The organism is Oleomonas cavernae (assembly GCF_003590945.1).
Classification (GTDB): Bacteria; Pseudomonadota; Alphaproteobacteria; order Zavarziniales; family Zavarziniaceae; genus Zavarzinia; species Zavarzinia cavernae.
The window spans coordinates 2950256-2965236 of record NZ_QYUK01000011.1 but is presented as its reverse complement, the minus strand read 5'-3'; the positions used below and the strand labels follow the sequence as shown (position 1 = coordinate 2965236).

13 protein-coding genes and 2 pseudogenes are annotated in these 14981 nt (G+C 66.3%); 10 read left to right on the top strand and 5 right to left on the bottom strand.

The genetic code is table 11. The annotated features are described in order from the left end of the window. Window positions 1–3: 3 nt before the first annotated feature. A complete protein-coding gene (locus D3874_RS18165; protein ID WP_233560006.1) occupies window positions 4–294 on the bottom strand; it encodes an addiction module antidote protein in 291 nt (96 codons plus the stop codon). Beyond that, the gene (locus tag D3874_RS18160) at window positions 287–598 is read right to left on the bottom strand and encodes a type II toxin-antitoxin system RelE/ParE family toxin (protein ID WP_338016731.1); all 312 of its coding nucleotides are present in this window, start codon (window positions 596–598) and stop codon (window positions 287–289) included. Before D3874_RS18160 ends, D3874_RS18165 begins: the two co-directional genes overlap by 8 nt. Before the next feature lie 147 nt (window positions 599–745). Between D3874_RS18160 and mdh the strand changes: the two genes are divergently transcribed. From mdh to D3874_RS18115, 10 genes and pseudogenes are all read left to right on the top strand, one after another. Next, window positions 746–1753 carry a malate dehydrogenase gene (mdh, locus tag D3874_RS18155; RefSeq protein ID WP_119779351.1) on the top strand — a complete coding sequence of 336 codons (1008 nt, stop codon included), beginning with the start codon at window positions 746–748 and terminating at the stop codon, window positions 1751–1753. A 114-nt stretch (window positions 1754–1867) separates the two neighbouring features. Beyond that, window positions 1868–3037, top strand: a complete 1170-nt coding sequence (sucC, locus tag D3874_RS18150; RefSeq protein WP_119779348.1) for an ADP-forming succinate--CoA ligase subunit beta — start codon at window positions 1868–1870, stop codon at window positions 3035–3037. Further along, a pseudogene (gene sucD / locus D3874_RS18145) lies at window positions 3037–3914 on the top strand (succinate--CoA ligase subunit alpha). The gene sucC and the pseudogene sucD overlap by 1 nt, the downstream one beginning before the upstream one ends. 292 nt (window positions 3915–4206) lie before the next feature. Then, window positions 4207–7137, top strand: coding sequence for a 2-oxoglutarate dehydrogenase E1 component (locus tag D3874_RS18140; protein WP_119779345.1), 2931 nt, complete (start codon window positions 4207–4209; stop codon window positions 7135–7137). A 46-nt stretch (window positions 7138–7183) separates the two neighbouring features. After that, window positions 7184–8408 (top strand): annotated as a pseudogene (gene odhB, locus D3874_RS32500) (2-oxoglutarate dehydrogenase complex dihydrolipoyllysine-residue succinyltransferase). A 129-nt stretch (window positions 8409–8537) separates the two neighbouring features. Beyond that, a complete protein-coding gene (gene lpdA / locus D3874_RS18130; protein ID WP_119779343.1) occupies window positions 8538–10307 on the top strand; it encodes a dihydrolipoyl dehydrogenase in 1770 nt (589 codons plus the stop codon). Between the two features lie 3 nt (window positions 10308–10310). Continuing rightward, entirely contained in the window at window positions 10311–10823 is a 513-nt protein-coding gene (locus D3874_RS18125; protein WP_119779341.1) for a hypothetical protein, read from the top strand. 3 nt (window positions 10824–10826) lie between these two features. After that, window positions 10827–11261, top strand: coding sequence for a hypothetical protein (locus D3874_RS18120; protein WP_119779338.1), 435 nt, complete (start codon window positions 10827–10829; stop codon window positions 11259–11261). 70 nt (window positions 11262–11331) lie between these two features. Continuing rightward, complete coding sequence (locus D3874_RS28085) at window positions 11332–11799, top strand: hypothetical protein (protein WP_147385713.1); 468 nt, start codon at window positions 11332–11334, stop codon at window positions 11797–11799. Between the two features lie 201 nt (window positions 11800–12000). Continuing rightward, window positions 12001–12501 carry a hypothetical protein gene (locus D3874_RS18115; protein WP_119779335.1) on the top strand — a complete coding sequence of 167 codons (501 nt, stop codon included), beginning with the start codon at window positions 12001–12003 and terminating at the stop codon, window positions 12499–12501. Between the two features lie 59 nt (window positions 12502–12560). On the opposite strand, the gene D3874_RS18110 is transcribed toward D3874_RS18115, so the two are convergent. The 3 genes from D3874_RS18110 to fsa are packed head-to-tail and all read right to left on the bottom strand — an operon-like array spanning window position 12561 to window position 14946. Then, window positions 12561–13526: a tyrosine recombinase XerC gene (locus tag D3874_RS18110; RefSeq protein WP_233560004.1), complete on the bottom strand. Its 966-nt coding sequence runs from the start codon at window positions 13524–13526 to the stop codon at window positions 12561–12563. Then, entirely contained in the window at window positions 13523–14272 is a 750-nt protein-coding gene (locus D3874_RS18105) for a DUF484 family protein (protein WP_119779333.1), read from the bottom strand. Before D3874_RS18105 ends, D3874_RS18110 begins: the two co-directional genes overlap by 4 nt. A gap of 17 nt (window positions 14273–14289) precedes the next feature. After that, window positions 14290–14946: a fructose-6-phosphate aldolase gene (gene fsa / locus D3874_RS18100; RefSeq protein WP_119779331.1), complete on the bottom strand. Its 657-nt coding sequence runs from the start codon at window positions 14944–14946 to the stop codon at window positions 14290–14292. Window positions 14947–14981: the final 35 nt, after the last annotated feature.

Genomic DNA, 14981 nt, shown 5'->3' with positions numbered 1-14981 from the left:
TCATCACGACGCAACGCTGAGTTTCAGTCCCAGGGCATCGACCAGTTTGCGGATGGTCTCATAACGCGGTTTGGCGCCCGGCATTAGCGCCTTGTAGAGGCTTTCACGCCCCAGGCCCGCGGCCTGGGCGATTTGCGTCATGCCGCGCGCCTTGGCGACGTCGCCCAAGGCGGCGATAAAAACATCGGGATCGGGATCTTCCAATGCGGCAGTCAGATATTCCGCGATGACTTCTTCGCTATCGAGAAATCGGGCTGGGTCGAACGGAATTAGAGCCATGGGTCTGTCAGGCATTGGTCGGGCCTTTCCTGTAAATGCCGAGCATTTCAACGGCCTTTTTGATATCCCTATCCTGCGAGGCTTTGTTGCCGCCGCAGATCAACAGAAGAACGGTCTTTCCGGTTCGGGCAAAATAGACCCGGTAGCCCGGTCCGACGGGGACACGCATTTCAGAAACACCGCCGCCCACGGGCTCGACATCGCCCAGGTTGCCAAGGCGCGCGGCGGCAAGTCTCGCGACGATGCGGGCCTTCGCCTTGGCATCGCGAAGGTCACCCAGCCAGTCGGCGAAAGTCGGCGTCATCTCGATCGTGTACACGGCATTATCGTATCCAGTTGGATACGAATGGCAAGTGTCGTTCACTTTTTGGCGCAACCCCTAGACTTTCGCCAACCTTGCTGATCGTGGCAAATCGCGCTAAGCAACGGCCCCGCTAGCTTTTGGATCCACGGGGGCGTTGAGGGTATGGCGCGTGACAAGATCGCCTTGATCGGCGGGGGGCAGATCGGCGGTACGCTTGCGCTGCTGGCGGGGCTGAAGGAACTGGGCGACGTCGTGATCTTCGACATCGTCGACGGCGTCCCCCAGGGCAAGGCGCTCGACATCGCCGAGGCGTCGCCCGTGCTGGGCTTCGACGCCACCCTGGCCGGGGGCAAGGATTACGCGGTCATCAAGGGCGCTGATGTCGTCATCGTCACGGCCGGCGTGCCGCGCAAGCCGGGCATGAGCCGCGACGACCTGCTGGCGGTCAATGCCAAGGTCATGGCCGCGGCCGGCCAGGGCATCGCCAAATATGCCCCCGACGCCTTCGTCATCGTCATCACCAACCCGCTGGACGCCATGGTCTGGGCCTTGCAGAAGGCTTCCGGCCTGCCGGCGAACAAGGTGGTGGGCATGGCCGGGGTGCTGGATTCGGCCCGTTTCCGCTATTTCCTGGCCGAGGAATTCAAGGTCTCGGTCGAGGATGTCACCGCCTTCGTGCTGGGCGGCCACGGCGACAGCATGGTGCCGCTCATCCGCTATTCGACGGTGGCGGGCATTCCGGTGCCCGACCTGATCAAGATGGGCTGGACCACCAGGAAGAAGATCGACGAAATCGTCGAGCGCACCCGCAACGGCGGCGCCGAGATCGTCAACCTGCTGAAAACCGGCTCGGCCTTCTATGCCCCGGCCGCCGCGGCGATCGAGATGGCCGACAGCTATCTCAAGGACAAGAAGCGGATCATGCCCGTGGCCGCCTATCTGGACGGCCAATACGGCGTCAAAGGACTTTACGTCGGCGTGCCGGTGGTGATCGGTGCGGGCGGCGTCGAGAGGGTGGTCGAGATCCAACTCAACGCCGGCGAAAAGGCGGGCTTTGCCAAATCCGCCGCGACGGTGCGCGGGCTGGTCGAGGCGACCGTGAAGCTTGAACCTTCGCTGGCCAATGTCCCGGCCAAGAAGGCGAAAGCCATCCCGAAGAAAACCAAGTGAGGTCCACCAGGGCCATGCTGGTTGCGCGGTGCAACACGAGTGCTATAACGGCGGCGCCGCGCATCCCTATCCGCTGCCAAGCGGCCCTCCCCGGAAGCCAACCCAGGATGCCCCATGAACATCCATGAATATCAGGCCAAAGCCCTGCTGGCCAAATACGGTATCGCCGTGCCTAAAGGCGGCGTCGCCTATACCCCCGATGAAGCCGAGAAAGTCGCCAGGGAACTGCCCGGCCCCGTGTGGGTCGTCAAGGCGCAGATCCATGCCGGCGGCCGCGGCAAGGCCGGCGGCGTCAAGGTCGTCAAGTCGATCGAGGACGTGAAGGCCGCCACCGCCAAGATGCTGGGCATGATCCTGGTCACCCACCAGACCGGCCCGGCGGGCAAGGAAGTGAAGCGCGTCTACATTGAAGACGGCTCCAAGATCGCCCGCGAGCTCTATCTCGCCGCGCTGCTCGACCGCAAGAGCGGCCGCATCGCCTTCATCGCCTCGACCGAAGGCGGCATGGACATCGAAACGGTGGCCCACGAGACGCCCGAGAAGATCATCTCGGTCGGCGTCGACCCGGCAGCCGGCGTCCAGGCCTTCCACGGCCGGCGCATCGCCTATGCCCTGGGCCTCCAGGACAAGCAGGTCGGCGCCTGCGTCAAGCTGGTCCAGCAGCTCTACAAGGCGATCCTCGACACCGACAGCGGCCAGATCGAGATCAACCCGCTGGTCGTCACCGAAGCGGGCGACCTGATCGCCCTCGATGCCAAGGTGAACTTCGACGACAATGCCCTGTTCCGTCACAAGGACATCCAGGAACTGCGCGACCCCGACGAAGAAGATCCGATGGAGCGCGAGGCGGCCAAGCACGAGCTCTCCTACGTGAAGCTCGACGGCAACATCGGCTGCATGGTCAATGGTGCCGGCCTGGCCATGGCGACCATGGACATCATCAAGCTCTACGGCGGCGAGCCGGCGAACTTCCTCGACGTGGGCGGCGGCGCCACCCGCGAGCGCGTGACCGAGGCGTTCAAGATCATCCTGTCCGACCCCAATGTCGAAGGCATCCTGGTCAACATCTTCGGCGGCATCATGCGCTGCGACGTCATCGCCGAAGGCGTGATCGCGGCCGCGCGCGAAGTCTCGCTCAGCGTGCCCCTGGTGGTGCGCCTGGCCGGTACCAATGTCGACCTCGGCAAGAAGATCCTGGCCGAGTCGGGTCTCCCCATCACCTCGGGCGACGATCTGGCCGATGCCGCCGCCAAGGTCGTGAAAGCCGTGAAGGAAGCTGCCTGATGTCCGTTCTTGTCGACAAAAACACGAAGGTCATCTGCCAGGGCTTCACCGGCGCCCAGGGCACCTTCCACTCCGAACAGGCGATCGCCTACGGCACCAAGATGGTCGGCGGCGTCACCCCGGGCAAGGGCGGCGGCACCCACCTCGGCCTGCCGATCTTCGACACGGTCGCTGACGCGGTCGAGCGTACCGGCGCCAACGCCAGCGTGATCTATGTCCCGCCGCCGTTCGCGGCCGACGCGATCCTTGAGGCGATCAACGCGGAAATTCCGCTGATCGTCTGCATCACCGAAGGCATTCCGGTGCTGGACATGGTCAAGGTGAAGCGCGCCCTGCAGGGCTCGAAGAGCCGGCTGATCGGGCCCAACTGTCCCGGCGTGATCACGCCCGGCGAATGCAAGATCGGCATCATGCCGGGCCACATCCACCAGCGCGGCAAGGTCGGCATCGTGTCCCGTTCGGGCACCCTGACCTATGAGGCGGTGGCGCAGACCACGGCGGCGGGCCTGGGCCAGTCGACCTGCATCGGCATCGGCGGCGACCCGGTCAACGGCACCAACTTCGTCGACAGCCTGGACCTGTTCCTGGGCGATCCCGAGACCGAGTCGATCATCATGATCGGCGAGATCGGCGGCGACGCGGAAGTGATGGGCGCCGAGTTCCTGAAGGCCTCCAAGGTGAAGAAGCCGACGGTCGGCTTCATCGCCGGCCGTACCGCCCCCCGGGCCGCCGCATGGGCCATGCCGGCGCGGTCATCTCGGGCGGCAACGACACGGCCGACTTCAAGGTCGAGGCGCTGAAATCGGCGGGCATCACCGTCGCCGACTCGCCCGCGGCCCTGGGCACCACGCTGCTTCAGGTGCTGAAGGGCCTTTGAGAGAACATGCCGGCCCCCGGGCCGGCATGAGGTTTTCGAGGGGGCGGCTCCCGGCTTTCGGGAACCGCTCTCTTGCAGTTTCCGGCTATGTTGGCGTTGCGTTGCGCGGAATGTGCTTCTTTAGTCGACAAAGCGCCGATCGCGGTTGATTAAGGCGGGCAGACCGCCAACTGTAGGGCCGGCGGCCTAGATGGTTCAGTACCTGGTGGCAGATGGGCTTGCCATCGGCGGTTCAGGCAACGGCTTTGCTGCCAGGAAAGAGAGCGGCCCAATCGGCCGCGGCTTGACGGACATGACGACTCAGCTCGATCACAACTCGTTCCTCAACGGCGCCAATGGTGCCTTCATCGAGGATCTCTTCACCCGTTTCCAGAAAGACCCGGCTTCGGTCGACCCCTCCTGGGCCAGCTATTTCAGCACCCTGGGCGAGGCCTTGAACGGTCACACGAGCCCCTCATGGAAGCGGGCCGACTGGCCGCTGACCCCCAAGGGCCTGGACGACGACGAGAAGCCGGCCGCGGCCAAGGCCCCGCCCAAGGGCGACGGCAAGGCGCCGCCGGCGGCGGCCCCGGCCGCGGGGGCCAGCCCCGCCGATGTCCGCACCGCGACGCTGGACTCGGTTCGCGCCCTGATGATGATCCGGGCCTACCGCATCCGCGGCCACCTGATCGCCAACCTCGACCCGCTGGGCCTCGAGCCGCCCAAGCGCCATCCCGAACTCGACCCCGCGAGCTATGGCTTCGGCGAAGCCGACATGGACCGCCCGATCTTCATCGACAACGTGCTGGGGATGGAGACCGCGACCGTTCGCGAGATCCTGGTCGTGCTGCGCCGGACCTATTGCTCGACCATCGGCGTCGAGTTCATGCACATCTCCGACCCTGACGAGAAGCGCTGGATCCAGGAGCGCATCGAGGGCCGCGAGAAGGAAATCTCCTTCACCGTCGAAGGCAAGAAGGCGATCCTCAACAAGCTGATCGAGGCCGAGGGCTTCGAGCACTTCCTGAACAAGAAATTCACCGGCACCAAGCGCTTCGGCCTCGACGGCGGCGAAGCCGTGATCCCGGCCATGGAAGGCATCATCAAGCGCGCCGGCCATCTCGGCTGCGACGAGATCCTGCTGGGCATGGCCCACCGCGGCCGCCTGAACGTGCTCGCCAATGTCATGAGCAAGCCCTATGTGGCGATCTTCTCCGAGTTTCAGGGCGGCTCGGCCAATCCCGACGACGTTCAGGGCTCGGGCGACGTCAAGTATCACCTGGGCACCTCGTCCGACCGCGAATTCGACGGCAACAAGGTCCACCTGTCGCTGGCCGCCAACCCCAGCCACCTCGAGATCGTCGATCCGGTGGTGCTGGGCAAGGCGCGGGCCAAGCAGTGGCAGAAGAGCGATACCGAGCGCACCAAGGTCATGCCGATCCTGCTCCATGGCGACGCGGCCTTTGCCGGCCAGGGCGTAGTCGCGGAATGCTTCGGCCTGTCGGGCCTGCGCGGCTATCGCACCGGCGGCACCATCCACATCATCGTGAACAACCAGATCGGTTTCACGACCAGCCCGCACTTCTCGCGCTCGTCGCCCTATCCGTCGGATATGGCGAAGATGGTGGCGGCGCCGATCTTCCATGTGAACGGCGACGATCCCGAAGCGGTCTGCCACGTCGCCAAGGTGGCGACCGAGTATCGCCAGCAGTTCCACAAGGACGTGGTCATCGACCTGTTCTGCTATCGCCGCTTCGGTCACAACGAGACCGACGAGCCGATGTTCACCCAGCCGCTGATGTATTCGCGGATCGCGGCCCACCCGTCGGTGCGCGAACTCTATGCCCGCCGCCTGGCCGAGGAAGGCTTGGTGCCCGCCGAAGAAGCGGAAGGCATGAACAACTCCTTCTACGCCAAGCTGGAAGCCGACCTCGAGGCCTCCAAGGGTTACAAGCCCAACAAGGCGGACTGGTTCGAAGGCCGCTGGGCCGGCCTGGGTGTGGCGCGCGGCGACGTTCGCCGCGGCGAGACCGACGAGTCGATGCGCACCCTGAAGGAGATCGGCAAGGTTCTGACCACGGTGCCGGCGGAGTTCACCCCGCATCGCACCCTGCGCCGCGTGCTCGACGCCAAGAAGAAGATGTTCGAGACGGGCGAGGGCTTCGACTGGGCGACGGCCGAGGCGCTGGCCTTCGGCTCGCTGCTGCTCGAAGGCATCCATGTCCGCCTGTCGGGCCAGGATTCCGGGCGCGGCACCTTCTCGCAGCGCCATTCGGTCTGGATCGACCAGGCGAGCGAAGGCCGCTACCTGCCGTTGCAGAACTTGGGCGAGGAGGCGTCGGCCTTCGAAGTCCACGACTCGATGCTGTCGGAAGCCGCGGTGCTGGGTTTCGAGTACGGCTACTCGATGGCCGAGCCCAACGCCCTGGTGCTGTGGGAGGCGCAGTTCGGCGACTTCGCCAACGGTGCCCAGGTCGTGTTCGACCAGTTCATCACCTCGGGCGAATCCAAGTGGCTGCGCATGTCGGGCCTGGTCTGCCTGCTGCCGCACGGCTACGAGGGGCAGGGGCCGGAACACTCGTCGGCCCGGCTGGAGCGCTATCTCCAGCTCTGCGCCGAGGACAATATCCAGGTCGCGAACTGCACCACGCCGGCCAACTACTTCCACATCCTGCGCCGGCAGATCCATCGCAAGTTCCGCAAGCCGCTGATCCTGATGACGCCCAAGTCGCTGCTGCGTCATCCCAAGGCGGTCTCCAGCCTGGCCGAGATGGGCCCCGATACCTCGTTCCACCGCGTCCTCGACGACGATTTCGACGAGAAGGGCGAGTTCCCCAAGATCGTCGGCGATTTCCGCCTGGTCGCCGACGCCAAGATCGAGCGTGTGGTGATGTGTTCGGGCAAGGTCTACTACGACCTGCTGGCCGAGCGCGAGAAGCGCGGCCTGTCCAACATCTACATCGCTCGTGTCGAGCAGCTCTATCCCTTCCCGGCCAAGACCCTGGTCAACCTGATGCAGCGCTTCCCCAAGGCCGACCTGGTCTGGTGCCAGGAAGAGCCGCGCAACATGGGCGCCTGGTTCTTCGTCGAGCAATGGCTGGAGTGGGTGATTGGCAAGGCGCGCAGCAAGCCCGGCCGCGCCACCTATGCCGGCCGCGCCGGTTCGGCCTCGCCCGCGACCGGCTCCCTGCGCAAGCACGTCGAAGAGCAGGCGAAGCTGGTCGGCACCGCCCTTACCCTTTGATCCAATCCCGAACATCAGTAATCAGTCACGCCGAAGAGGCTAGAAAATGACAATCGAACTGAAGGTCCCGACGCTCGGCGAGTCCGTCACGGAGGCGACCATCGGCAAGTGGTTCCGTAATGTCGGTGACGCGGTGAAGCGCGACGAGCCCCTGGTGGAGCTCGAGACCGACAAGGTGGCGGTCGAGGTGAACGCGCCGAGCGCCGGCGTGCTGACCCGGATCGACGCCAAGCCCGGCGACACGGTGACCATCGGCCAGATCCTGGGCGCGCTCGACGAGACGGCGACCGCCGCCGCCCCGGCCGCGCCCAAGCCGGCCGCGCCCGCGCCGACCCCGGCACCCGCGCCGGTCGCTGCCCCGGCCCCGCAGCCTGCACCGGCGCCCGTCGCCGCCACCGCTGCCCAGCCCGGCCCCGCCGCGCGCAAGCTGATTTCCGAATCCGGCCTGAACCCGGCCGCGATCCCGGCCACCGGCCCCGACGGCCGCATCACCAAGGGGACGTGCTGGCCGCCCAGGCGGCGCCGGCCCCGGCCCCGGCCCGGCCGCCCCGTCGGGCCCGCGCGCCAATGCCGCGCGCGAGGAACGGGTGAAGATGACCCGCCTGCGCAAGCGCATCGCCGAACGGCTGAAGTCGGCGCAGAACACCGCCGCCATGCTGACCACCTTCAACGAGGTCGACATGACCGCGCTGATGGAAGCGCGCACCCTCTACAAGGACCTGTTCGAGAAGAAGCACGGCGTGAAGATGGGCTTCATGTCCTTCTTCGTGAAGGCCTGCGTCCAGGCGCTGAAAGAGATCCCGGCGGTCAATGCCGAGATCGACGGCGACGACATCATCTACAAGAACTACTACGACATCTCGGTCGCGGTTTCCTCGCCGCAGGGCCTGGTCGTGCCGGTGGTGCGCGATTGCGACGCCCTGGGTTTCCAGGACGTCGAGAAGGAGATCGCGCGCCTGGGGACGAAGGCCCGCGACGGCAAGCTGGCGATCGAGGATCTGCAGGGCGGCACCTTCACCATCTCCAACGGCGGTGTCTTCGGTTCGCTGATGTCGACCCCGATCATCAACCCGCCCCAATCCGGCATCCTGGGCATGCACAAGATCCAGGACCGGCCGATGGTGATCAACAAGCAGGTAGTCATCCGCCCGATGATGTATCTGGCCCTGTCCTACGATCACCGCATCGTCGACGGCCGCGAGGCGGTCACCTTCCTGGTCCGCGTCAAGGAAGCGATCGAAGACCCGCAGCGCCTGCTGTTCGGCGTGTAATTGTTTGTCGTCATTCCAGCGAAAGCTGGAATCCATCCTGGGCCAGCGCGCCCTTGTCGACATGGATTCCAGCTTTCGCTGGAATGACGCTCTGATAGAGGCTGGCCTGAGGCCGGAAGGCGAGACGATATGACCATCGAACTGAAAGTCCCCGCACTGGGCGAATCGATCACCGAGGCCACCATCGGCCAATGGTCGAAGAAGGTCGGCGAAGCGGTGAAGAAGGACGAGGTTCTGGTCTCGCTTGAAACCGACAAGGTCGCGGTCGAGGTGAATGCGCCGGCCGCCGGCGTGCTGGCCCGGATCGACGCCAAGGCAGGCGACACCGTCACCATCGGCCAGGTCATTGGCGCCATCGACGAGAGCGGCACGGCCGCGGTCAGCGCCCCGTCCGCGGCGCCCGTGCCGGTAGCGCCTGCGCCGGTCGTCGCCGCCCCGCTGCCCCAGCCGGCACCAGCCCCCGCGGCAGCCCCGGCCGTGGCCGCGGTTTCGGGCGACGATGCCTTCGACCTGGTCATCATCGGCGGTGGCCCGGGGGGTTACACCTCGGCCGTTCGCGCCGGGCAACTGGGGTTCAAGACGGCCATCATCGAGAAGCGCGGCACCCTGGGCGGGACCTGCCTGAACGTCGGCTGCATTCCGTCCAAGGCCCTGCTGCACGCTTCGGAACTCTACGAGGAAGCCCAGCACGGCTTGGGCAAGTTCGGCGTCAAGGTCTCGGGCGTCGAACTCGACCTCGATGCCATGATGGCGCACAAGTCCAAGGTCGTCGGGGAACTGACCAAGGGCGTCGAGTTCCTGATGAAGAAGAACAAGGTGACCTATATCGTGGGCACCGGCCGCTTCACCGGGCCCGAGACCATCGAGGTCTCGCTGAACGCCGGCGGCACCCGTACCATCAAGGCGGCGCGCACCCTGATCGCCACCGGTTCCGACGTCTCGACCCTGCCGGGCATCAAGATCGACGAGAAGACCGTGGTCTCCTCCACCGGGGCCATCGCTCTCCCCAAGGTGCCCAAGAGCCTGATCGTCATCGGCGGCGGCGTCATCGGCCTGGAACTGGGCTCGGTGTGGAGCCGCCTGGGTTCCAAGGTGACCGTGATCGAATTCCTCGACCGCATCACCCCCAATATGGACGGCGAAGTCTCCAAGAATTTCCAGCGCCTGCTGGCCAAGCAGGGCTTCGAGTTCCTGCTCTCGACCAAGGTGACCGGTGTCACCCCCACCAAGAAGGGCGCCACGGTGACCTTCGAGCCGGTCGCGGGCGGCGAGGCCAAGAGCCTCGAGGCCGACGTGGTCCTGGTCTCGGTCGGGCGGCGCGCCTATACCGACGGCCTGAACCTGGCCGCGGCCGGGGTGGAAGCCGGCCCGCGCGGCTTCATCACCGTGGACAGCCACTACCGCACCAATGTCCCCCACATCTATGCCGTGGGTGACGTCATCGGTGGCCTGATGCTGGCCCACAAGGCCGAGGAAGAGGGCGTCGCCGCGGTCGAGATCATGGCGGGCCAGCATGGCCATGTGAACTACGACGCCATTCCCGGCGTCATCTACACCATGCCGGAAGTGGCCAACGTCGGCCGCACGGAAGAGGAACTGACGGCCGCGGGCATCGCCTACAAGACCGGCAAGTTCCCCTTCACGGCCAATGCCCGGGCCAAGGCGAATGCCCAGACCGAAGGCTTCGTCAAGATCATCGCCGATGCCACCACCGACCGCATCCTGGGCGCCCACATCATCGGTGCCGATGCCGGCAACATGATCGCCGAGATCGCCACCGCGATCGAATTCGGCGGCGCTGCCGAGGACCTGGCCCGCACCCCCCACGCCCACCCGACCGAGATGGAAGCGGTGCGCGAGGCGGCCCTGGGCGTCGACGGCCGTATCAGACAGATGTAACCGATGACGGATTGGCGCCCCAACGGTCACGACCATGGCGGCGCCGAGCCGCCGCCGCCCGGCGGCGTCGTCATTCCCTTCCGCCGGCCGCCCAAGCGGGGGCCGGTGCTGGGGCCGCGCAGCAGGATCGCCACCCGCCTGCGGGTCGCCGAATCCGCCGCCTTCGGCCTGCTGTTCGGCCTTGCCGCCTTCCTGATCGAACGGCCGCTGGCGGCCTTGCCCTATTTTGCCCTGGGCGCGGTCATCGCGGCCGCGCTGTGGTTTTCCATCGCGCCGCGCCGCGGCCCGCTCGACAATGGCACGGTGATCGTGACCGCGCTCGCCACCGCCTTTGCCGCCTGGGCGGCCTATGCCGTGGTGGCGACCCTGGCCGACGGGGCCGGCTGGGTCGCGGCGATCGACCATTTCATCAACGACCTCGCCTATGCCTTCGTCGGCGCCTGGCCGGTCGGCATCGTCGCCGGCCTGTTCGCCCGCCGTCTGGCCGACCGCTGGCGCCCCAAGGCGAAGGGCTAGGCCATGCTGCGTGTCGCTGCTGCGCTGGGCTTTGCCGCCATCGTGACCGGGCTGCTGGCTCTGGCGATGGCTGCCCTGCCCGATTTCGGCATGGTGATGCAGGAAGCGGGCGAGGCCGCCCTGGTGGGGACCTTCGCCGCGGGTTTCATCGTCTGGCTGATCGGCAGCCCGGCCCAGGGCGCGCCATCGCCGCTGCGCGGCGTCGCCCTGGGTCTGGTTGCCGGCCTGGTCGCCAACCTGACGGCCGCGATCGCCATTTCGCTGGCGAACCCGGCCTCGGGCGAAAGCACCCTCGACCCTGCCGGCATCGCCGTCATCGCCACCGTGGGCCTGGTGAAGACCGGCCCGGTCTCCCTGCCGGTCGCCGCCCTGACCGGGCTGTTCTACGCCCTGCTGCTGGGCCTGCTCGTGCGTGAATGGGTGAAGCGCCGGCGCTGAGCCGCGCGCGGCGATCCGCCGCCGCAGCCTTTGGTTGAAATTGGCGCGGATTGAGCGCCACGCTCAGGCCATGACGCGGATCGTGCATATTGTCGAAAGCATAGGCTTCGGCCTTTGGGCGTTCCTGCTTGCACTGATTTTCCTGGACTCGCTTCATCTGTTTGGCAAGGGAAGCTCCATCTGGTCGGCGTCCGGCGCGACGGCAATGCCAAGCTATGCGACTTGGCCAAGCGTCAGTGTCGCCTTGGCGTCGATGTTCTGCTGGCAATGTCGAATGCCGCGATCCGGTCGGGTATGGTGGCCCGATGCGTTCGTTGTGGGCATGTGGTCGGTGTTTTTCGCGCCTGTAGTCTTTCTCTTCGGTATTCTAATTTTTGCGTCGGCACCAACGCCAACGCGGCTAGATCTTTCTGACTTGAAGTATGGGCTTCTCGCAGTTTTGTTCGCTCTAACAGTGGGATTGGGCTTTGCCCCTTTGGGAGGCATCGGCGCAGTCTTGTTCGCAGCCCTAACTCGTATTTGGAGAACCCCGGTTTGAAAGTCGTCATCCCAGCGAAAGCTGGGAGCCATGGCGGTACAGGGGGGATCTCGTTCACCACGACGATGGATCCCGGATCAAGTCCGGGATGACGGTGGGGAGTTACCTCTCCCAGTGTGCATAGGGCTGAGTATCCTTTTAGGTTGCCAAATGGCGCGCGACATCCACGTGTGGGCAACGTTGCGTCCTTGAGATGCCGCCGTGGCTCAGGAGTTTCGGTTTATGAGACACGTTGTAAAAGCCGGGGCGCGCATCCTTCAAAGCATCGGTTTCGGCTTGGCCGGTGTGGGCTTGTATGCTTTGGCACATACGGTCCTGATGCCCGATCTGTTCATTCTCGACAAAGATTTTCGGAGGCTCGTACTGGCAGGCGTTGCCATCACCGTGGCCGTGATTTGGTTCGTGGGCAGCGGCCCACATCCCTCGGGTCTGCGCGGCTGCATCATCGGCACTATCGCGGGCTTGGCTGCCAACCTGGGAGCCACTGCTGTCCTGATTCTCGCCGAACCCTCACAGGTGGGCGGCCACCTACTCGCTGGGCTTGTCGTGGGTACAGTCATATCCTTGTTCAAGACTGCACTTCTGGCCCTGCCCGGGACGATCTTCATTGGCTATGCCTATGCCGAACTTCTGGGGTGGCTGTCCCGCCGGTGGTCGGCAGGCCCCCAGGTCCGATCACTCTTCGATGAACGCCAAGACTGAGGGGACTCCGGTACATTTGCATTTCACATCAGCCCAGTGACGATGATCGATAAGGCTGGTCACTCCCCCCGCCGTGCCCTGGGATGCGCATCCTCATAGGCCGCCAGCAGCCGGGCCGTATCCACCTCGGTGTAGCGCTGTGTAGTCGTCAGGCTGGCGTGGCCCAGGAGTTCCTGGATGGTGCGCAGGTCGCCGCCGGCGCCCAGCAGGTGGGTGGCGAAGGAATGGCGCAGGGCGTGGGGGGTGGCATCGTCGGGCAGGCCCAGGGCGCCGCGCAGACGCTCCAGGTTACGCTGGACCACACGGGGCGACAGCGGCCCGCCCTTCTCGCCGATGAACAGCGGCCCGTCCTTGGGCAGGGCATGCGGGCACAAGCGCAGATAGGCCTCGATGCGCGCCGCCACCTGGGGCAGCACCGGCACGACCCGCTCCTTGTTGCCCTTGCCGACGATGCGCAGCATGTCGCGCAACGGCGCTGCCGCGCGGCGCAGGGACAGGGCCTCGGCGATGCGCAGGCCGCAGCCGTAGAGCAGGGTGAGGACCGCCTCGTCGCGGGCGGCGATCCAGGCCTCGTCGGCCAGGGCGCCGGCCTCCTCGATGGTGTTCAGCGCCGCCGCCTGGGTGAGCGGCCGGGGCACGCCGTGGGGCCGCTTGGGTGCGCGGGTGGCCAGGGCCGTGGCGTTGTGGACCAGGCCCTTGCGGTCGAGGTAGCGGAAGAAACCGCGCAGGGAGGAGAGGCCGCGGGCGGCCGACGAGGCCCCCTGGCCCCCGGTGCGGCGGCGGGCCTGATAGGCGCGGAAATCGCGCGGGCCCAGTTGGGCGAGCGCCGCAAGGTCGGGCAGGGCGCCCAGATGCTCGGCCAGGAAGGCGAGAAACTGGCGCAGGTCGCGGCCATAGGCCTCGATCGTGTGGGCCGAACCGCGGCGCTCGGTCGTGAGGTAACGCAGCCAGTCACCCATGGCGGCGGCAAGGTCGGGGGCGGCCGGCAGCAGGGCCGGCGCGGCGGCCCCCGCGGGCGGGGTCAATCGGTCGGCCGCAGCCACAGCCGGATCAGGCGTTCGATGGTGCCGGCCAGGAAGCCCAGCAGTTCGCTGCCCTGGCCCGGCTCGTACTTGGTCGCTTCGCGGCTGCCCAGGGCCAGCAGCCCCAGGGGCGATTCCCCGCCGATGTCGAGGCGGGCCAGTGCCTGGCTCTGCACCAGCGGCGTTGCCGGGCCGAAGATCAGCGTGTCTTCGGGCGGCTCCGAGATCAGGCGGACCAGCCGGCCCGGATCGATCAGGCCGTCGACCGTGCCCGGCGGCACCAGATAGAAATTCTGCAGCGACGGCCGCTCGGGTGCCGCCTCCAGCGTCTCTACGCTCAAGGTAACGACATCGATCCCCAGCATGGGGGCGAGGTCCAGGGTGATGGCATGGATCAGATGCTCGAAGGATTCAGCCTCGAGCAGCAGCAGAATCGCCTCGTGCACCAGGCCTTGGGCCGAGACATTGGCACGGGCGGCGGTCAGCACTTCCGACTGGAAGCTGCGCAGCTTGGCATTGTCGTTGCGCAGCCGGTCGACCAGGGCGCGCTGGAAATCGACCACCCGGTGGCCATCGGCATCGGCGCGCGCGGGCAGGGCCTGATGCTCCAGCACTTCCGGGTTCTTGGCCAGGAAGCCCGGATGGGCCAGCAGGTATTCCCGCACCTCGCCCGCGGTCAGCCGCCGCCGGTTGGGCGCGGCGGCCTCGGGCGGGGCGGCTTCGGCGACTTCCGGGCTCTCAGGGGTCATGGGTGCTGGTCCGGGGCTCAGAGGATCGACTGGCCGGTCTTGGCCCAGTCGGCGAGGAAGGCTTCCAGGCCGCGATCGGTCAGCGGGTGGCTGGCCAGGGCGCGCAGCACGGCAGGCGGCAGGGTGGCGACATCGGCGCCCAGCTTGGCGGCATCGACGACATGGCGGGGATGGCGCACGCTGGCGACCAGGATCTCGGTCGTAAGCGCTTCGTAGTTGTCGTAGATCTGGCGGATCTCGGCGATCAGCTCCATGCCGTCGGTCGCGATATCGTCCAGCCGGCCGACGAAGGGCGAGATGAAGGTGGCGCCGGCCTTGGCCGCCAGCAGCGCCTGCGCGGACGAGAAGCACAGAGTTACGTTCACCATGATGCCATCGTCCGACAGGGTCTTGCAGGTCTTCAGCCCCGCCCAGGTCAGGGGCACCTTCACCGCGACATTGTCGGCGATCTTGGCGAGCTTGCGGCCCTCGACCAGCATGTCCTCGTACTGGGTGGCGGTCACTTCGGCAGACACCGGCCCGTCGACCACGCCGCAGATCTCGGCGATGACTTCCAGGATGTTGCGGCCGGACTTGGCGATCAGGCTGGGGTTGGTGGTGACGCCGTCGACCATGCCGGTGGCGGCAAGATCCTTGATTTCGCGCACGTCGGCGGTGTCGATAAAGAACTTCATGAATCCGGTTTCCGCTGGAGTATCTATCAGGGCAA